Genomic DNA, 18,234 nt, shown 5'->3' on the forward strand with positions numbered 1-18,234 from the left:
GTCAGGTGTCAACTCCGCTCGTTGACTTCGTATTTCCTCTTTCACTTCTTCTCGTCCGGGGCCTCCGTCGCCACTGCGACTTCGCCTTTCCGTCCGAGGGGACGCGGCTTCTACCACCGCCGCGTTGAGAGTCAACTCCGTACTGCCGACTCTGTATTCCGATTTTCGCGTTCACCCGGGGCACCACCGCAACCCCGCTCCACCGAACCGTCCTACCCGCCACCCCACCCCTTCCGCTCGGGAGCGTGCGGCGCCGTTGCGCCAGCCCGTCGTGCGAAGGGAAGAGATACCTAACGCCTTGTTGCCTTGTCGTCAAATCCTCATTCACGAGGACTGATCCCGAGAGGCAGCTCCGCGTCGGGCTTCTATAGAGAGAACCCGCAGGCGCGCCGCAATCCTTCCCCACCTGGGAGATTTTTCGATGCCCCCCACGGCCCTCAGCGGGCCTCTGCCCGCGAGTTCCTCGCGTAGGTTCATCCATCCTCTGCCCGTGAGAACGGATACACGCAGCGTCAATCTTCCCGAAACGCTCGCATCACCCTCATGGCCTCCGCCGCGCAGAGCAGCCCTTGGCTTCTCGCTCGATGAGCAAGCGGGTTCATGAGGAGCCCCCTCCCTCAGGTAGAGGCTCCCCTTGAGCGGGGCTGCTCGGCAAACGGCTCCCGAGACCCCTCTTGCCCGCTACTCCTTCCGCAAGACCACGTAGCCGGCTGCCGGGATGTTCACCTTCGTGTTCCCGCCACTCAGCGTCGCCCCGTAGTTGCCGAAGTTGGAGCCCCCGTAGGCCCCCGCGTCGCTGTTCAGCACTTCCTTCCAGCGACCCGGCGGCAACGGCATCGTATAGCCCTCCAGGTTCTTCCGGTTCAGGCTCCCCACCACGAGGTACTCCTCGTCCCCGGACTTGCGCGTGAACGCCATCACCGCGTCCTCGTTGTGCGTGTACACCCGCTTCACCTCGGCGTCCGCTCGGAACGCCGGGCTCGACCCGCGCAGCGCGATCGCGTCCTGGTAGAAGCGGAAGCTCTGCCGACGCGTGATGTCCAGCATCGCCTCCGTCCGCTGCTCCCCAGGCATCGCCGCCAAGTGCTCGAAGACCTTCCGGTCCTCCACCGATAGCCCCTGGTACTCCCCATCCTTCGCTCGCACCTCCGGCGACACCTTGAACAGGCGCTCGTACGTCACCTTGCGCGGGTCGTCGAACGTCACCTTGTCCCAGTTCCAGTCCTTGCCCAGCGACTCCCAACTCCAGTCGCTGTCCCACGAGGACGGATTGCCCCAACGGAAGTCGTTCTGCGCTCCGAACTCGTCCCCCTGGAAGAACATCGGGATGCCCGGGCCCGCCAGGCCCACTCCCGCCGCGAACCTCGACGCACTCCTCGACCATTGGTCTGGGAACTCCGTCGCCTTCGCCCCCTCCGCCGTGTTCACCGTCCGCTGCGCGTTCCCCACCTCGTCATGGTTGGAAATGATCGTCAGCGCCTTCTTCCACCCGTCCAGTCCTCGCGGGCTCGTCATCATGGACATGAACGCGTCCATGTCCGTCTTCAGCCCCCTCGCCGCCGCCTGGATCAGCCCCGGATTCGAGCTGTCATTCACCAGCCGGTGCTGGAACTCCGTGTACCACTGCGCGTCGAAGCCGCCCCCCGTCCCATCCTTCTGCGAAGGCCTCGAGATGCCCGGGTCGTAGTCGAACTGCTCCGCCACCGTCCATACGTTGGGGTTGAAGAAGTGGACCTGCCGGTTGATCTCCCGCAGCAGCTCCCAGCCATCCTTCCCCCCCACTCCCTTGATGGGCTCCGTGAAGTCGAAGCGCAGCCCGTCGAAGTGCAACTCCTCCACCTGCGCCACCGCGTGGTCCACGAAGAGCTGCTTCACCTTCGGGTTCGAGTACGCCGGTACCGCTCCCCACGGCGTGTCCCGCTGCTCGAACTTCCCCGGCTCCTTCGACCAGTTGAAGTACGGGTTCTCCGGGCCTCCCATTCCCCACAGCCCGTTGTAGTCCCCGTGCACGTGGTTGTAGACCACGTCGGAGATCACGTTCATCCCCTTCGCGTGGGCCTCGTCGATGAAGCGCTTCAGCGCCTCCGTCCCGCTCACCCACTTCCCATCCGCGTCCTCGAAGCCGAACGCGCTCTCCACCGCCAGGCTGTTCACCCCCAGGTAGCCCCAGTTCCGGTTCCCCTCCACCTCGTTCACCGGCAACAGCTCCAGCGTGTTCACTCCGAGCTTCTTGAAGTAGTCCAGCTTCGCCGTCAGGTCCTCCAGCGTCGAGCGGTCCGCGTTCTTCGCCTCGCCCAGGAAGCTCCCCACGTGCAGCTGGTACACCACCCACTTGCTCGGGTCCTTCTCCCTCGGCGCGTTGTCGTTCTTCCACGCGTGGCTCGTCGGGTCCGTGATCACCGAGCCCCGGAACGTCACCCCGCTCCCCTCCGTGATGACGTCGCTCCACGGGTCGTTGTTCGTCGACTTCCGCCGCTCCACGTCGCTCAGCCGCCCGTCCCCGTTCGGGTCGTCCCTCAGCCGCAGCTCGCCCTGGGCGTCCTTCTCGTAGACCTGGAGCTCGTAGCGCAGCCCCACCAGCTTCTTCGGGTCGTTCACCAGCGCCGACCACGCCCCGCCCTCGTTCGTCATCCGGATGCGGCCGTCCGGCTCCACGTTCTCCGACCAGAAGTTGTTGTGCTTCCCCTCGTGCAGCTTGTTCACCAGCGAGGCGTCGAAGCTCCCCAACCGCGCCACCAGCTCGTCCTTGCTCAGCGGCCGGCCGCTCGCGTCCTTCAACACCAGGTACGCGCTGTGCGCGTCCTCCTCGTCATCGATGTCGAAGCGCATCAGCTCGTGGTTCCCCGGCGCGTACCGGTTCACCTCCTGGCCCGTCTTCGCGTCCAGGTACATCCGCCCCAGGCCCCGCTGCTCCCCCATCATCTCCCGCGCGTACGGGTCCGGCCGCTCGCTCGTCACCCCCGCCGAGTCCACCACCTCGTAGACGTACGACTTGCCCACCAGGTCCTTCCACTTGCCCTTCGCCTTCGCCGACCAGTTGCCCTCCTCGTCTGGCGTCATCGCGAAGCGCTGCACCTTCCCCTCCGCGTCCGTCACCTTCACCTGCACGCTCTTCGCGTTCGGCGCCCACAGCTTGAACGTCGCGTCCGACCCCGAGCGCTTCGCTCCCATCTCGTGGTACGTCGTCGGCGCGTACCTCGCCGTGGCCTTCTTCAGGTCCAGCTTCAGGTTGCCCTCGCCCATCACCGCCCACTGACCCTTCCCCGCGGGGCCATCCGCCAGCACGCCCCACTCCCAGTCGTGCTGCTGCCCATCGTCGAGCACCTCCACCGTCGCCCCCCACTTGCCGTCCCCCAGGGGCTTCATCGGAATGGTGCGCTCGTCCCACTGTCCGCTGTAGCGGCCCGTGCTGTCCCAGCTCCCCTTCACCTGAAGGTTGGTGAGCTTCGCGTGCGGCCCCGCGTCGTACACCAGCGTGATGGAGCGCTTCACCGGGGTGCCCACCGTGGACCGGGTCCCCAGCACGTTGCGCGCCGCCACGGTGCCCGTCGTCTCGAACGCGGAGTCCACTCCGCGCGCACTCCCAGAGCGTGCCGCCGTCTCGAAGGCCGAGTCCTTCCCCGCCGCGGCCGGCCGCTTCTTCGTCTCGAAGGCGTCCGAGGCCTTCGCGCCCCCCGCGGCCGACTTCCGCTCCGCCGTCCCCGTCTTCTCCGGTCCGACGGCGGCGTTCTCCTTGCGCACCTCACGACCGCTCGCGGGCGCTTCGCTCTTCGGCTTCCCTCCGACCACCACACTCTTGGGGGGTTGATTGATCTTCGAAGAACCCACGATCGTCTCCTCCCGCCCAACGGCGGAATGCTGGCGCCCTGTATTGTCGGGGCACCATAGATCGGAGTTGTGCGAATTTCCGCCAGCCCCAAACGGCAGACGGGCCACGGGGTGCTGCCCCGCGGCCCGCCTCGACGTCAGCGATTGGTTGGAACGACGCGACCGCTAGTGGCGGCCCTTCAGCTCGTCATCGGCGTCCTTGATGACCCGCTTCGCGTCCTCGACCTTCCCCTTCACCGCGCCCTTGAGGCTGTCCTTCTTGCCCTCGGCCTCCAGCTCACGATCACCCGTGGCCGTACCCACCGTCTCCTTCACCCGCCCCTTCAGCTTGTCCGTCCACTCACCCATGGCATTCCCTCCTTGTACCGTTCGAACTTAGGTACCGGAGTCGGGGACAGGCACTCCACGGGGGCTCGTCCGCCCGAGAGCCCAGCAAGCGTCCTTTATACGCCGGGCCCGACGGACGGGAGGCCCGACACCTCCCGTCCGCCGAGCCAGCGCTCTCCTTACCCCAAGGAGTCCTTCACGACGGTCTCAGCCGCAGACCGTCTCGAGCATGATGCGGCACACCTCGTACGGGTCGCAGTTCGCCGCCGGGCGCCGATCCTCGAAGTAGCCCTTGCCCTCGTTCGCCGTCTGCAGCGGGATGCGGATGGACGAGCCGCGGTCGCTCACCCCGTAACGGAACACGGTGATCGGGGCCGTCTCGTGCAGGCCCGTCAGGCGCTCCACGTTGTGCGCGCCGTACACCTGGATGTGCGCGTCGTGACGTCCACGCAGCTTCTCGCACGCCGCCTCGATGACCTTGATGCCGCCCGGCTCGCGCATCGACTTCGTGCTGAAGTTGGTGTGGCAGCCCGTCCCGTTCCAGTCACCCTTCACCGGCTTGGGGTGCAGCGTCGCGCTGATGCCGTACTCCTCGCCCATCCGGTACAGCAGCCAGCGCGCCAGCCACAGCTCGTCACCCACATCCAGCGGCGACAGCGGGCCCACCTGGAACTCCCACTGGGCCGGCATCACCTCGGCGTTCGTGCCGCACAGCCGCAGCCCCGCCTTCAGGCACGCCTCGGCATGCGCCTCCACCAGCTTGCGACCGAACACCTCGTCGCTCCCCACGCCGCAGTAGTACCCACCCTGCGGCGCCGGGAAGCCCTTGTCCGGCCAGCCCAGCGGACGGTTGCCCTCGAAGAGCGTGTACTCCTGCTCCAGGCCGAACCACGGCTCCTCCGCCTTGTGCTTCTCCGCCACCGCGCGCAGCGGCGCCCGCGTGTTGCTCCAGTGCGGGCTGCCGTCCGGGTTCATCACCTCGCACAGCACCAGGATGTCCGGCGTCCCCGGCCGCAGCGGGTTCGGGATGTAGCGCACCGGCCTCAGCAGCAGGTCGCTCTTCTTTCCCTCCGCCTGGTACGTGCTCGAGCCGTCGAAGCTCCAGTCGGGCAAATCCGTGAGGCTCCGGACCGCCTCCTGCTCCACCACCTTCATCTTCGACCGCAGCTTCGCCGTCGGCTTCTGCCCGTCGATCCAGATGTACTCCGCCATCACGACCTTGCGCATTCCGCGTCCTCCACAGGGGGCCCTCTCAGGGCCGGTTTCTCGCGGCCCTCACCGGGCCTCACTCACGCCAGGACCCTTTTGCAGACGCGGTGCCAACGGGCTCGCGCCGCCGAGGTCGGCCGGAAACCCTCGAAATAGCAGGGGATGTTCCACGACCCCCTCCAGGGGAGCCCCCCAGGGACTGACATTTTTGTAGGAGATGGGCACGCTTCTTACGAAATTGTCGGAAGTGTCGTCCGAGCCCCAGCGGCCCCGCCGAAGGCTCATGTCGGGCGCGCGGAGCCACCCGGCACCTGGCACCCGATCCTGCCCGGAACTCAACGGAGAACACCCCTCCGGAAGGCGGATCCTGAACGCTCGGCGCCTGCCTGCCCCCAGAAGTCCCGACAACCCCGCCTACAATTTTGTAGCTCTCCACCAGAGAACCGACGAAATTGTCGGAGTGGCTCCGGGCCCCCTCTCTCACGCCCGGCAGGAGAAGCACCCATGCCCATGCCGAAGCGGTCGACCGAGCAGCCAGGCAGGCACCCCGCCCTCGCCAGCCTCCTGGAGGTGAGCCAGGCCCTCGCCGGCGCCAATGACCTGCGGGCCTCGCTGCACCGGGTGCTGGAGCGGCTCGAGCGCTACCACGGCGTCGTCCGCGGCGCCGTCACCCTCCTGGATACCGATACCGGGGACCTCTACATCGAGGCCTCCATCGGCTTGAGCGCGGAAGGTCGCAAGGCCCGCTACCGGCTCGGCGAGGGCATCACCGGCCGCGTCGTCCAGAGCGCCAGGCCCATCGTCGTCCCCGAGGTCAGCCGCGAGCCCCTCTTCCTCCACCGTGCCTTCCGCGGTCGCAAGGAGAGCAGCCAGGAGCTCTCCTTCTTCTGCGTCCCCATCCTCCTGCACCGCAAGCCCGTCGGCACCCTCGGCGTGGACCTGATCTTCGACAAGGGCCGCGACTACGAGGAGGAGACCCGCCTCTTCAGCGTCGTCGCCTCCATGATCGGTCAGGCCCTCGCCGCCCACCGCCTCCTGGAGGACGAGCGCAAGAAGCTCCTCGAGGAGAACACCACCCTCCGCCAGGAGCTGCGCGAGCGCTACGACTTCTCCAACATCATCGGTACCTCCGGCCCCATGCGGCAGGTCTACGAGCAGATCCACCAGGTCGCTCGCACCAACACCACCGTCCTCATCCGGGGTGAGTCCGGCACCGGCAAGGAACTCATCGCCCACGCCCTCCACTACAATTCCACCCGCGCCAAGAAGCCCTTCATCAAGGTCAACTGCGCCGCCCTCCCCGAGACGCTCATCGAGTCCGAACTCTTCGGCTATGAGAAGGGGGCCTTCACCGGCGCCCAGGCCCGCAAGCGCGGCCGCTTCGAGCTCGCCGAGGGCGGCACCCTCTTCCTGGATGAGATTGGCGAAATCAACCCCTCCACCCAGGTGAAGCTCCTGCGCGTCATCCAGGAGCGTGAGTTCGAGCGCGTCGGCGGCACGGAGACCCTCAAGGCCAACGTCCGCCTCATCGCCGCCACCCACAAGGACCTCGAGACCGCCATCTCCGAGAAGTCCTTCCGCGAGGACCTCTACTACCGCCTCAACGTCTTCACCCTCTTCATCCCGCCCCTGCGCGAGCGCAAGTCCGACCTGCTCCTGCTCGCCGACCACTTCGTCGCCAAGTACGCCCGCGAGCACGGCAAGAACATCAAGCGCATCTCCACCCCCGCCATCGACATGCTCGTCAGCTACCACTGGCCCGGGAATGTGCGCGAGTTGGAGAACATCATCGAGCGCTCCGTCCTCGTCTGCGATGGCAATGCCATCCATGGGCACCACCTGCCGCCCACCCTTCAGACCGCCGAGGCCTCGGAGACCGTCACCAATACCTCCCTCACCGATGCCGTCGAGCAGTTCGAGAAGGATTTGATCGTCGATGCCTTGAAGACCACCCGGGGCAATCGCGCCAAGGCCGCTCGGCTCCTGCGCACCACCGAGCGCATCGTCAACTACAAGTGCACCAAGTACGAGATTGATTGCTCGCGCTTCCGCGGGTGACGGTTCACTCCACTTCTTCAGTGGCCTCTTCGCCGTGAGTCCCCAGCGACAGCAGCCACTGCCCCACCGTCACACAGAACGTGGAGGTCAGGAACGTCACCAGCACCACCGTGCCGAACGAGGTGGGGGAGTTCGAGCCCCTTCCGAACATGAGATACGGCGTCGGCGCATAGCCCAGGACGAAGGACACGGGCGTGACGAGCAGCGCCCACGGGCTGACGATGAACGCCTGGACGATGCCCAACAAGCAGCCCGTGGCGGCCAGTCCGGCCATCATGAGCAAGAACGCCCCCTCGTTCGTTCCTCCCAGCAACATGTAGACACCCAGCAGGGGAATGAAGTGGGGGATGCCGAATACCCAGATGACCGGAGCGGTCAGGTACCAGCGAAGGGGTTCTTGGTTCGATCCGGCGGACATGAGCGGATCCTACACGGGTTGCCTCGCACGCCCGCTCGCGGGCAGTAGGGGTGGGGCTCAGTTGCGCGCTCGCTCCGCCAAGGCCTTCTCCACTTCCCACTCCAGGTCCGCTTCCTTCCGCGGCGGCTCCTCCTCCCCGCCCTTGCGCCGCGCCTCCGTCTGGCGCAGCTCCTCCTCCTGCCGCTCCCGCTCCTCCATCCACAGCCGGTGGCGCTCCTGCTCGTTCTTCTCCACCGCCAGCCGGGTCGAGCGCTCCGTCAGCTTCAGGATTCCCCGCGCATCCAGCACGTTGGTTGGATCCAACTGGTCCAGCGGCGTCTGATCCAGCCGCCCCAGCGATACCTTCTCCAGCTTGAAGCCCAGCAGCTCGTCCCCCGCCTCCATCATCACATGGTCGATGAAGAGGCTCCGGTCCCCCACCAGCTCGTCGAAGTTGAACGTGCTCGCCGCGTTGGCCAGCACGCACGCGAAGCGCTCCTCCAACAGCGCCTGCACCTCCTCCACCCGGTTGGCCCTGGCGCACCCCACCTCCCGCGCCACCCGCAGCACATCCTCCGGCCGCCGCTCCACCTTCACCAGGAACGTCGCCCTCACGTCCACCCGGATTCCGTCCCGGCACGACAGCCCCTGTCGCCCCCTCCGCTCCACCACCACCTTCCTCGCCGACAAGTCCAAGACCTCCGCCCGCTGCACCACTGGCAACACCGGCGCTCCTCCAAAACATACCCGCGTCGGCGCCCCCGCCTGCTCCACCACCAGCGCCTCCCCCGCCCCCACCCGGCGGTAACGCCACAGGAAGATCATCCCCCCCAGCACGCCCAGGCCCACCATGCCGGCGATCACACCCATCATGAGAGGTTCCACGCGCACGCAGCTCCAGGTAACAGGGGGGGGGTGACTCCATCACGCCCCCCTGACACGCGCCAAGGGCAGCCGTCCTTACTCCTCGTGTAATGTGTTCACCATGCGCCCCATCGACCTGTGCACCGCCGTCCTCGTCACCACCGGCAACCGCGCCCTCGCCGCGCCGTCGAAGACCCGCTGGGATGCCGTCGAGGAACTCATGGGCATCAGCCTCCGCTCCAAGAGTTCCTTCGACTCGCGGGTAACCATCGTGGACGCCGGCGGCGAGCGCCTCTCCTTCGAGGAGTGGTTGGAGAACCACCCCGCCGCCTCCGCCCGCCTCTGGGTCTCCCCCTTCCCCTCCGTCGATGTCTCCGACCCCAGCCTCGAATCCCTCCCCCACGAGGTCCGCGAGGCCATCGACAATGGAGGCATTGGCTTCCTCCTCTTCGCCGATGGGGAGCGCGTCGAGCGCTTCGTCCCTCGCGAGGTGGAGCCCGAGCGCTACGACATCAGCGGCCCCCAGCTCCTCGCCTTCATCCAGGGGCGCAAGCACGCCGCCGCCCTCACCGAGGTGCTCGCCCGCGAGCTCGACACCGAGGTCGCTGACCTCGAGGGCTCCCTCGGCCACCGCTCCCCCGACGAGATGCAGGACATCGTCTCGCGCTTCATGTCCGCCGGCGCCGAGGTCGAGTACGCCTCCGCGGGCGAGGACGGGCTCGACTCCCACGAGGCCGAGCAGTGGAATGACTTCTTCGCTTCGGCCTCCGACTCCCCCGGCCTCTCCTTCGAGTACCTCTACGCCGGGCCCGGCTCCGAGGATGAGCTGGAGCGCGATCTCGACTCCGCTCGCGCGTCCCTCGCCTCCACCCTCGAGGCCATCCGGGACTTCGCCCACGCCCACGGCCTGCGCTCCTGGAGCAAGCTCTTCCGCCGCTCCCACCTCCGGCTCTCCCTGGAGCCCCAGCCCGTCGAGGATCTCGTCGAGCTCCTCCAGCTCAACGACCTGCCCACCCCCGCCATCCAGCTCGCCCTCTGCGCCGCCTCCTCCGATGTCTTCGGCGGCATGGGCTCGTGGAACGACATGGCCTTCGAGGGCGAGACCGGTGAGCGGTACATCCAGCTCTCCGACCGGCTGCTGTCCTCCGTGAAGACCGGGCTGCGCACCAGTCTCAACCGCTCGGTGAGGTGAGCCTCAGTCCTTCTTGCGCTTCATGGCCTTCTGGAGCCTGGTCATCTTCTCCAGGATCAGGCCCCGCTTCAGGTTCGACAGCAGCTCCACGAAGACCTGCCCGTTCAGGTGGCCGATCTCGTGCTGGAGCACGTGCGCCAGGCGGCCCTCCGCCTCCAGCTCGTGCCACGCTCCCGTCCGGTCCTGGTACTTCACCTTCACCTTGTGGAATCGAGGCGTCTTCTCGAACTGCTCCGGCACCGACAGGCACCCCTCCTCCAGCGTCACCGGCCCCGACTTCTCCAGAATCTCCGGGTTGATGATCTCGAAGAACGTCCCGTCCTCGCGGCCCACCCACGAGCACCGCGCCGACACCCCAATCTGGTTCGCCGCGATGCCGATGCCCTCGGCCTCCTTCATCGAGTCGAACATCTCGTCGAGCAGCTTCGTCAGCCCCTCTCCGAAGTCCGTCACCGGCTTCGTCGGCGTGGTCAGAACCTTGTTGGGCCAGATGACGATGTCGCGAGCCATACGGTGTCTCTTCTCCAGGCGTGAGAGCGCGTGAAGCGCCCTTCTACACCGGGCATGCCCCCTCGTGCGCCCCGTGTGTACCCGTCCTGTTTCCGCCCCGACTCCCGCCTCGGGAAGCAGCGCCCGGTGCGTGGGTCTGCTACACCCCGCGTATGCACCCCAACGCCCAGCTCCTCACCGACTTCTACTCGGCCTTCCAGCGTCGCGACGCCCAGGCCATGGCCGCCTGCTACCACCCCGACGCCGAGTTCTCCGACCCCGTCTTCCCCGGCCTCCGCCACGCCCGCGTCACCTCCATGTGGACCATGCTCTGCGAGCGCGGCAAGGACCTCGAGCTCTCCTTTCGAGACGTCCAGGCCGATGACCGCACCGGCAGCGCCCACTGGGAGGCCCGCTATACGTTCAGCGGCACCGGTCGCAAGGTGCTCAACCGCATCGACGCCACCTTCGAGTTCAAGGACGGGAAGATCCTCCGCCACACCGACCGCTTCGACTTCTGGGCGTGGTCCCGGCAGGCCCTCGGACCCGCGGGGATGGTGCTCGGCTGGAGCCCCTTCCTGCGCAACAAGGTCCGGGCCCAGGCCGGGGGTACCCTCGACAAGTTCATGCGGGAGCGGGGCATCTCCGGGTCCTGAGGTTCCAAGACGAACCCCACTCCGCTCCCCGCTCCCACCGTGATTCCCCGCTACGTGCCCACGCTCAGTTGACGCTGGGCACGCAGACGCCGCTCGAGTGGCACGTCAGGCCGGTGCAGCACGCATTCTCGCCGCCGCACGCCTCGTTGACCCCCGTGCAGGACGGGGCCTCTCCCCCTCCGTCGGGCTCCGACGTCCCCGCGTCCGGCGGCGTCGTCGTGCCCCCATCGTCCGGGGGCGGCGTTCCCGCATCGGGCTCGGGCTCGCTGGAGCCCCCGCAGTCTCCCAGCGTGTCCCCATGCCGCAGGTGAGCCTTCACCGCAGGCTCTCCCACGGTGATGGTGTGGGCATTGACCGGATTGCCCGGGGGAATGTGGCAGATCGTCACCCCCTCATCCTCCACCTCCGCCTCCGCCCCCTCCGCCGCGGCCTCCTCCGTCTCCTCCGTCTCCTCCGCCTCCTCCGCCTCCGCCGCGGCCTCCTCCTCCGACGTGCCCGTGCCCGTGTTCGGAGTGGACGTCGCGCCTCCCAGCGCGTCTCCGTTGCTCTCCGAGCCCGTGCCGCCCTCCTCCGACTCCGACAGCGTTCCCCCACCGCAACCGCCCATCAGCAGCGTGCACAGAGCAACAAGCACAGCGGATGATGAAGACCTGGCCTGGAATCGCATGGGCTTCCTCGCACTATGTATGGGTTGGGATCGCGACTGCATTCGCAGTCTGCCTTTTCTCCAGAATTCATGCAAGGCATTGCGTTCCCCTCACCTAAAGCCATCCACGTTGGAATTCGTGGCGCCCTTCTTCAGCGCATCCTTCAGCAGCGTGTGTAGGTCCAGCTCCGTGCGCCGCACCTGGCTCGCCTCGGAGAGCGCTTCCTTGTAGTCGCCCGCCACGAAGGCCTGGAAGTCCGTCGTACCCAAGAGATACGTGGCGTCTGGCTTTACCGGCTCGTCACCAGCATTCGGGTTCTTCGGGTCCTTCAACACTCGCAGCTTCACAGGGCGGCCGGCCTCCAGCTCATACCGCACCCCGCTGCGCTGGCTGTACCCGTCCGTCCCCCGCTTCGATTCGCTCAGCGCCACCCACCGCGCGAGCTGCTCCCCCGTCACCTCCGCCGTCACCAGCACGTTGCGGTACGGAATCGCTCCATGGAAGTCCTCCACCGTCACCTCCCCCGCCGGCAAACCGCCCCGGAAGCCCGCCGCCATCGCGAAGAACGCGTGCACTCCCGCCGCCTGGCGCAGCACCTCCGTCGCCCAGCCGCCCACCTCCGCCTCACCCGTCGAGATGCCCTCGTCCCCCAGCGGCTTCTCCAGCCGGCCCAGCACCTCGAAACGCTCCGGCCTCCTGGCCACCAGCGCCCGCTGCATTTCCGCCACCTTCGCCGCCGTCTCCGGGTCCTCCCGCCGCGTCCCGTCCATCTTCACCAGCCCCCCGCTCACCCGCTCCAGGGCCTTGCCCTTGAAGTGGAGGCGCACCTCCGAGAGGTACGCCGCGTATTGGTAGGGCGAGACGTAGTGCGTCCGCGTTCCCGGCAGGACTCGCAGCTCTCCTTTGTAATGGGAGTGCGAGCCCAGGATGAGGTCGATGCCCGGCACCTCCCGCGCCAGGGCCTCGTCGTCCTCGCGCAGCTGGTGCCCGAGGAGCACCACCGCGTCCACGTGCTCCTCGTCGCGCAGCGCCGCCACCGCCGCCCTCGCAGCCTCCTTCTCGTCCGTCCACCGCGTCCCCGCCGGCAGGTTCCCCGCCTTCACCAGCCGCTGCATGTCCGGCCCCGCCACCGCGAAGAAACCCAGCCTCACCCCGCCCACCTCGCGCACCAGGTACGGCCGGCCCTCCACCTGGAAGTACGGCGCGCCGTCCGCTCGCACCAGGTTCGCGCACAGCAGCGGGTAGTCGATGCCCGCCCGGCACCGCTCGAAGGCCTCCGGCCCATAGTCCAGGTCGTGGTTGCCCAGCGCCATCACGTCCAACACCCCGTTGAACCACGGCCACTCCACGCACCCGTACTCGTCACTCCACGTGGGCACGCCCTTGTTCACCGTGTCCCCCCCCGACACCACCAGCGTGTCCGGGCGCGCTTTCGCCTCGCGCAGATAGGCCAGCACCCTCGCCACTCCGCCCTGGCCGGGCTCGCCCTCCGAATAGAAGGGCACCGCGTGCGAGTGGTAGTCCGACATCCCCACCAGCGTCACCGTACGCGTCGTCTGGCAGGCCGGGAGGAGCACGAGGCTCGTGAGCAGGGCGAGGGGCTTCTTCATGGCGCTCCCCTTCACACCCCACCCCGCGGCGCGTCAAGCCACGCCCCGGCAGGCAGGCGGCCGAGCCTCTTGCAACCGGGGAAGGGAGCCATATAATTTATTCGCCTGCCTGCCTCGGGGCTTATAAAAGTAAGGTCTCCGGTCTTCCATGGACGAGCTCGACTACCGCATCGTGGATCTGCTTCAGCGCGATGGCCGTGCCACGCAGCTGGAGATTTCCCGCTCGGTGGGGCTGTCCCAGCCGGCGGTCGCCGAGCGCATCCGCAAGCTCGAGGAGCGGCGCGTCATCACCGGCTACACGGCCCGCGTGGACGCCGCCCGGCTGGGCAAGGACATCACCGCCTTCATCGGCGTGAGCATCGAGCACCCCAAGTACTTCGAGAGCTTCGCGCGCAAGGTGCTCTCCCTGCCGGAGATCCTCGAGGCCCACCGCGTCGCCGGCCAGGACTCGTACATCCTCAAGGTGCGCACCTCGAACACCAAGACGCTCGACACCCTGCTCGTCGAGACACTGCGCACCATCTCCGGTGTCACCCGGACTCACACCACCATCGTCCTCTCCTCCATCAAGGAGGAGACGTACGTCCACGTCTCCCCAGAAGAGCTCGAAGGAGCCTGACCATGATCGCCGCCCGCCTCTCCGCTCCCCCGGCGTTCCCACTCGCGCAGCGCATGTCGCGCATGAAGGCCTCCGCCGTCCGGGAGATCCTCAAGGTCGCCGAGCGCCCCGACGTCCTCTCGTTCGCCGGCGGCCTGCCCGCCCCCGAGCTCTTCCCCGTGGAGGCCATCGCCCAGGCCCACGCCGAGGTGCTCGCCGACGAGGGCCGCGCCGCCCTCCAGTACAGCACCACCGAGGGCTTCGGGCCCCTGCGCGAGTGGATCGTCTCCCACCTCGCCGAGCGCGGCCTGCACGCGGCCACCGACCAGGTGCTCATCACCAACGGCTCGCAGCAGGGGATTGATCTCGTCGCCAAGGTGATGCTCGACCCGGGCGACCTGGTGGTGGTGGAGAACCCCAGCTACCTCGCCGCCCTCCAGACCTTCAGCGGCTTCGAGGTCTCCTTCTCCGTCGTGGGCAGCGATGACCACGGCATGCGCGTGGACGAGCTGGAGCGCCTCCTCGCCACCACCGAGCGCAAGCCCAAGCTCATCTACCTCGTCCCCAACTTCCAGAACCCCAAGGGCACCACCCTGTCGCTGGAGCGCCGGCACGCGCTCGTGCGCTTCGCCCAGCGCCACCGCATCCTCATCCTCGAGGACAACCCCTACGGCGAGCTGCGCTTCCGCGGCGAGCACCTGCCCTCCCTGGCCTCGCTCGACACCGAGGGCGTCGTCATCAACCTGGGCTCGTTCTCCAAGACGCTCGCCCCCGGGCTGCGCATCGGCTGGGCCGTGGGCCCTCGCGAGCTCATCCGCCACCTCACCGTCATCAAGCAGGCCTCGGACCTGCACACCGCCACGCTCGCGCAGCGCGCCACCGCCCGCCTGCTGACCCGCCTCGACTTCAACGCCCACCTGGAGCAGCTGCGCGCCGTCTACGGCGAGCGCTGCCAGACGATGCTCTCCTCGCTGGAGAAGCACATGCCCGTGGGCACCCGGTGGACCCACCCCGAGGGCGGCATGTTCATCTGGGTGGAGCTGCCCCGCGGCCTGAGCGCCGATACCCTCTTCCCGCTGGCGCTCGACAAGCGCGTCGCCTTCGTGCCCGGCTCCCCCTTCTTCGCCTCCGAGCCGCGCAGCGAGTTCATGCGCCTCAACTACTCCAACCGCCCCCCCGAGCTCATTGAAGAGGGCATGCGCCGGCTCGGCGCGGTCATCGCCTCCCAGCAGTGAGCCGTGGAAAGGAGGGGGCGCTCAGCGGCGTCCCCCCTTGAGCCGTTCCAGCTCGGCCTGGAGCTCGGCCACCCGGCGCTCCGCGTCCGACGCCCGTCGCTCGGCCGCTACCGCTCGCCGCTGAACCTCCTCCATTCGCCGGGCCTCCTCATCCGCCCGTCGCTGGAGCCCTTCGGCCAGTTGCTCCAGGCGGGCGATCATCTCCTCGGACTCCAGCAGCATGTCCTGGCCAGAGTAGAAGCGCAGCCGCCCCTCCTCCAGGCGCAGCTCCAACCCCAGCCGCTCCGAGACATGGCTCCCGTCCCGGGGCACCACGGGCACGTACTCCTGCGCGCCAGGTCGTGGGAGCCGATAGCCCAGAAGCTGTTGCCTCCCCCGGTCGTAGATGAAGTACTCGGGGATGCCGAGGCTGGCGTAGCGCTCCACGTTCCTCTCCGCGTCCTTCTTGCGGTCGCCCCCCACGTGCACCTCGAGCACGAAGTCCAGCCCCTTGCCCTCGGCGCTCACCATCCACTTGTCCCGCTGGTGCGCGTCGGTGTCCAAGACCGCCAGCAGGTCCGGCGCGAAGCGGCGTGCCCCGGGGTAGTACACCGGTAGCTCGGCCGCCAGGTACACCCGCCTCCGCTGCCGCGCGAAGTAGCCGCGCAACGTGTCCAGCGCGCCCACCTTGGCCTGAAAGTGCCTGTCCCCCTCCGGGGGCGACATCTCCGCGTCCGTCACCTCGCCGGGCAGGGAGGCCACCACCCGCTCCCGCTCCTCCGGGCTCATCGCGTCCCACTCCGCCTGCATGGGTGCGCGCGGGTACCTGTCCTCCTCCGAGCCGTTCCGCTCCGCCATGTCTTCAGCCTGTGACGCCCCTCCTCCTCCGTCAATCGCCCACCCCTCGCCACCGTCCTCCACCGGCTCTCGCGACTCTTCGCCGTGCGCGTCCTTGCGTTCCACCCTCATGCCTTACCTCCCGGGTCATCATAGGCATGGGGATATTACAGGTCACCCCTGACAGAACGAGTCGATTGACTACCACCCGGTGCGTCATCGCCAGTCCGGCGGGGCCCAGCCGACGCGCGGCATTGGGTAGCCCTCGGGGCCCTGCAACACCGTCTCGAAGCGCGGATGGATGAGCACCACGCTGCCGGGGCTCTTGTCCACCCGGGCCGGGTCCACCCGGCCTCCCGTATTGGGCAGCTTCGCGTAGGTGGGAATGCCGTACTGGTGCAGGTCATCCACCGCCACGCCACAGATGGGCAGCGAGGTGCCATCCGGCAGGTGGAGCTTGTCGAACTGCATGTAGACGCGGTGAGGCATCGTCACCGCCTCGCCCGAGATCCGCACGTACAGCTCCTCTCCCTTCATCTCCACGAGCATGGAGGCGGTGACGGGTCCGGGCCGGAGATTGAGGGACCCCCCATCCTCGATGGACTGGTCCGAGGCCGGAGTGCCTGTCTCCAGGAAGGAGCCCTGCTCGTCGGGCGTGATGCCCAACTTGACGGGGGTGGCCCTGGCTTCGGGGGAACACCTGGCGAGGTAGCCGATGGGGTCGGGCCGCACGGGCGCGGTGGCGCACCCGGCGAGCTGCGCGGTGACCACTCCCAGCACGCTGGTGAGCAGCGCACAGCGGCGGGAGGGGGCCCGCACCGGGGTGGGAAGTTCAGCGGGGGAAGAGGAGGACACGGGCTGCGTTCCTTTCGCGGAAGGCGCCGGAGCTGCCGGCGCGGTGGGCTCCGCGCGGAAGCCATCCTCCCCAAGAGGGGCATGCGCCACGCGGAGGAGCATCCACCCTACCCCGAGAAGCCCCAGCAAGAAGCCCAGTGCGGCGAGGCGTCGCGGCCACCGTTCTCCCCCCGGTGCCCGCTCGGGGGAACGAGCCTCCTGGGGCGGCGGAGGCTCCGGCTCCGGTGGCGCTTCCACCACCACCTCCTCCTCCAGCAGGTCCACGTTCGCGGGCAACTCGCACGCCCGCGCGGACTCGGAAGGCCGTCTCGCTGGAGCCTGCCAGGGGGCGGTGTGTCGCTCCTCCGCGCGCAGCCGCTCCAATTCCTCCCGGACAGCGCGGGCGCTCGGGGGGCGCTTCTCGGGGTCCTTCTCCAACAGCCTCAAGGCCAGCGCACACAGTGAGGCGGGCGCCTCGGGAGCCAGCCTCCGGGGGTCCAGCGGAGACGCGGAGGCGATGGAGATGAGCAACTGACTCAGCGGCACCCGGGTGCTGAAGGGACGGCAATTGGTGAGCGTCTCGTAGAGCAGCACGCCAAAGGCATACAGGTCCGAGGACGGCAGGGCCTCCATGCGAGAGCCCGTGCGCACAGCCTCGGACAACAGGAAGGTGATGACCTCGGGAGGCTGGACATGCAGCGTGCCCGGGGCCAGCCCGTCCGTCAGCCGGCGAGCCCACGGCAGATGCGCCGAGCCGAAGTCGATGAGAAACGCCTCGTCATCCACCCACCGTACCAGGAGGTTCTCCGCCTTGAGATCCCGGTGGAACACGCCCTGCCCGTGGAGCACCTCCAGCGCCTTCAACAGCGCACTCAGCACCCCCACGGTACGGTCGAGGCAAGCGCGCTCGTGCCAGCGCCACGCGTGGAAGGTGCTTCCCTCGATATAGGGGGTGACGAACCATGCGTAGCCCGTCTCCGGCTCGGGCCACCGACCCCACTCGAGCACGGGCAGCAGGCTGGGATGCGTCAGGTACTCCAACGAGGCCACCTCGCGGCGAATCCACGCATCCACCTGGTCCTCGTCCTCCTTGGAGACGGGGCGGGCCGCCATCTTCAGCGTGTAAGGACGGCCCGCGCGCTCCATGAGGAAGACGAAGGAGAAGCCGCCGACTCCCAGCCGGCGCACGATGCGGAAATCCCGCACGGTGTCTCCCGCACCGAGCTGGTTGGGGTGCAGTGGCGGGCTCATGGGTGCGCGGGCTCCTCGTTCGGAGGCAGGGGATGGAAGTCCCCGGGTGCGTCCTCCCCATCCAGTGCCAGTTCCAACCGTGAAGCGCCTTCCGGAAGCAGTCCTGTCAGAACGTGGCGCTGGCGGATGGCGCCCGCTTGACCCGAGACCAGATGCGCGGGCCACTCCAGGAGTTCGCCCTCCGCGAGCGTGGCCCGCAGCCGTGCCTGCACCAGCGGCCAGG

General features: G+C 68.1%; 16 protein-coding genes. 5 read left to right on the forward strand and 11 right to left on the reverse strand.

What is annotated here, in order from left to right; genetic code table 11:
- Positions 1–681: 681 nt before the first annotated feature.
- From VF794_RS41040 to glnII, 3 genes are all read right to left on the reverse strand, one after another.
- Complete coding sequence (locus VF794_RS41040; protein WP_331119403.1) at positions 682–3,828, reverse strand: alpha-amylase family glycosyl hydrolase; 3,147 nt, start codon at positions 3,826–3,828, stop codon at positions 682–684.
- Positions 3,829–3,993: 165 nt separating this feature from the next.
- Complete coding sequence (locus VF794_RS41045) at positions 3,994–4,176, reverse strand: CsbD family protein (RefSeq protein ID WP_331119405.1); 183 nt, start codon at positions 4,174–4,176, stop codon at positions 3,994–3,996.
- Positions 4,177–4,362: 186 nt separating this feature from the next.
- A complete protein-coding gene (gene glnII / locus VF794_RS41050; RefSeq protein WP_331119407.1) occupies positions 4,363–5,382 on the reverse strand; it encodes a glutamine synthetase GlnII in 1,020 nt (339 codons plus the stop codon).
- A gap of 492 nt (positions 5,383–5,874) precedes the next feature.
- On the opposite strand from glnII, the gene VF794_RS41055 reads away from it, so the two are divergent.
- Positions 5,875–7,422, forward strand: coding sequence for a sigma 54-interacting transcriptional regulator (locus VF794_RS41055; protein ID WP_331119409.1), 1,548 nt, complete (start codon positions 5,875–5,877; stop codon positions 7,420–7,422).
- A 4-nt stretch (positions 7,423–7,426) separates the two neighbouring features.
- Here VF794_RS41055 and VF794_RS41060 read toward each other — a convergent pair whose 3' ends face one another.
- Together VF794_RS41060 and VF794_RS41065 are read right to left on the reverse strand one after the other, a co-directional pair.
- Positions 7,427–7,840, reverse strand: a complete 414-nt coding sequence (locus VF794_RS41060) for a hypothetical protein (RefSeq protein ID WP_331119411.1) — start codon at positions 7,838–7,840, stop codon at positions 7,427–7,429.
- A 57-nt stretch (positions 7,841–7,897) separates the two neighbouring features.
- Complete coding sequence (locus VF794_RS41065; protein WP_331119413.1) at positions 7,898–8,692, reverse strand: SPFH domain-containing protein; 795 nt, start codon at positions 8,690–8,692, stop codon at positions 7,898–7,900.
- Positions 8,693–8,804: 112 nt separating this feature from the next.
- On the opposite strand from VF794_RS41065, the gene VF794_RS41070 reads away from it, so the two are divergent.
- Positions 8,805–9,875: a hypothetical protein gene (locus VF794_RS41070; RefSeq protein WP_331119415.1), complete on the forward strand. Its 1,071-nt coding sequence runs from the start codon at positions 8,805–8,807 to the stop codon at positions 9,873–9,875.
- A 3-nt stretch (positions 9,876–9,878) separates the two neighbouring features.
- Here VF794_RS41070 and def read toward each other — a convergent pair whose 3' ends face one another.
- On the reverse strand, positions 9,879–10,385 hold the full coding sequence (gene def / locus VF794_RS41075; protein WP_331119417.1) for a peptide deformylase: 507 nt from the start codon (positions 10,383–10,385) through the stop codon (positions 9,879–9,881).
- Positions 10,386–10,537: 152 nt separating this feature from the next.
- Between def and VF794_RS41080 the strand changes: the two genes are divergently transcribed.
- On the forward strand, positions 10,538–11,020 hold the full coding sequence (locus tag VF794_RS41080; protein ID WP_331119419.1) for a nuclear transport factor 2 family protein: 483 nt from the start codon (positions 10,538–10,540) through the stop codon (positions 11,018–11,020).
- Between the two features lie 64 nt (positions 11,021–11,084).
- Here the strand turns inward: VF794_RS41080 and VF794_RS41085 are convergent, their stop codons facing one another.
- Both VF794_RS41085 and VF794_RS41090 read right to left on the reverse strand, forming a co-directional pair.
- Positions 11,085–11,687 (reverse strand): hypothetical protein, encoded by a 603-nt coding sequence (locus tag VF794_RS41085; RefSeq protein WP_331119421.1) that lies wholly within the window; start codon positions 11,685–11,687, stop codon positions 11,085–11,087.
- A 90-nt stretch (positions 11,688–11,777) separates the two neighbouring features.
- A complete protein-coding gene (locus tag VF794_RS41090; protein ID WP_331119423.1) occupies positions 11,778–13,277 on the reverse strand; it encodes a bifunctional metallophosphatase/5'-nucleotidase in 1,500 nt (499 codons plus the stop codon).
- Positions 13,278–13,425: 148 nt separating this feature from the next.
- On the opposite strand from VF794_RS41090, the gene VF794_RS41095 reads away from it, so the two are divergent.
- Together VF794_RS41095 and VF794_RS41100 are read left to right on the forward strand one after the other, a co-directional pair.
- The gene (locus VF794_RS41095; RefSeq protein ID WP_331119425.1) at positions 13,426–13,896 is read left to right on the forward strand and encodes an Lrp/AsnC family transcriptional regulator; all 471 of its coding nucleotides are present in this window, start codon (positions 13,426–13,428) and stop codon (positions 13,894–13,896) included.
- Positions 13,897–13,898: 2 nt separating this feature from the next.
- Positions 13,899–15,110 carry a PLP-dependent aminotransferase family protein gene (locus VF794_RS41100; RefSeq protein ID WP_331119427.1) on the forward strand — a complete coding sequence of 404 codons (1,212 nt, stop codon included), beginning with the start codon at positions 13,899–13,901 and terminating at the stop codon, positions 15,108–15,110.
- Positions 15,111–15,131: 21 nt separating this feature from the next.
- Here VF794_RS41100 and VF794_RS41105 read toward each other — a convergent pair whose 3' ends face one another.
- From VF794_RS41105 to VF794_RS41115, 3 genes are all read right to left on the reverse strand, one after another.
- A complete protein-coding gene (locus tag VF794_RS41105) occupies positions 15,132–15,947 on the reverse strand; it encodes a Uma2 family endonuclease (protein ID WP_331119434.1) in 816 nt (271 codons plus the stop codon).
- 195 nt (positions 15,948–16,142) lie between these two features.
- Positions 16,143–18,011, reverse strand: a complete 1,869-nt coding sequence (locus VF794_RS41110) for a serine/threonine-protein kinase (protein WP_331119429.1) — start codon at positions 18,009–18,011, stop codon at positions 16,143–16,145.
- Positions 18,008–18,234, reverse strand: a 227-nt coding sequence (locus tag VF794_RS41115) for a hypothetical protein (protein ID WP_331119431.1), incomplete at its 5' end; no start/stop codon positions are given. The genes VF794_RS41110 and VF794_RS41115, both read right to left, overlap by 4 nt.

This window comes from Archangium sp. (assembly GCF_036389735.1).
GTDB lineage: Bacteria > Myxococcota > Myxococcia > Myxococcales > Myxococcaceae > Archangium.

Bases quoted from the DNA above. Each gene is read 5' to 3' on its own strand.
- VF794_RS41045 (WP_331119405.1), bottom strand. From the start codon at position 4,176: ATGGGTGAGTGGACGGACAAGCTGAAGGGGCGGGTGAAGGAGACGGTG.
- glnII (WP_331119407.1), bottom strand. From the start codon at position 5,382: ATGCGCAAGGTCGTGATGGCGGAGTACATCTGGATCGACGGGCAGAAG.
- VF794_RS41055 (WP_331119409.1), top strand. From the start codon at position 5,875: ATGCCGAAGCGGTCGACCGAGCAGCCAGGCAGGCACCCCGCCCTCGCC.
- VF794_RS41060 (WP_331119411.1), bottom strand. From the start codon at position 7,840: ATGTCCGCCGGATCGAACCAAGAACCCCTTCGCTGGTACCTGACCGCT.
- VF794_RS41065 (WP_331119413.1), bottom strand. From the start codon at position 8,692: ATGATGGGTGTGATCGCCGGCATGGTGGGCCTGGGCGTGCTGGGGGGG.
- VF794_RS41070 (WP_331119415.1), top strand. From the start codon at position 8,805: ATGCGCCCCATCGACCTGTGCACCGCCGTCCTCGTCACCACCGGCAAC.
- def (WP_331119417.1), bottom strand. From the start codon at position 10,385: ATGGCTCGCGACATCGTCATCTGGCCCAACAAGGTTCTGACCACGCCG.
- VF794_RS41080 (WP_331119419.1), top strand. From the start codon at position 10,538: ATGCACCCCAACGCCCAGCTCCTCACCGACTTCTACTCGGCCTTCCAG.
- VF794_RS41085 (WP_331119421.1), bottom strand. From the start codon at position 11,687: ATGCGATTCCAGGCCAGGTCTTCATCATCCGCTGTGCTTGTTGCTCTG.
- VF794_RS41090 (WP_331119423.1), bottom strand. From the start codon at position 13,277: ATGAAGAAGCCCCTCGCCCTGCTCACGAGCCTCGTGCTCCTCCCGGCC.
- VF794_RS41095 (WP_331119425.1), top strand. From the start codon at position 13,426: ATGGACGAGCTCGACTACCGCATCGTGGATCTGCTTCAGCGCGATGGC.
- VF794_RS41100 (WP_331119427.1), top strand. From the start codon at position 13,899: ATGATCGCCGCCCGCCTCTCCGCTCCCCCGGCGTTCCCACTCGCGCAG.
- VF794_RS41105 (WP_331119434.1), bottom strand. From the start codon at position 15,947: ATGGCGGAGCGGAACGGCTCGGAGGAGGACAGGTACCCGCGCGCACCC.
- VF794_RS41110 (WP_331119429.1), bottom strand. From the start codon at position 18,011: ATGAGCCCGCCACTGCACCCCAACCAGCTCGGTGCGGGAGACACCGTG.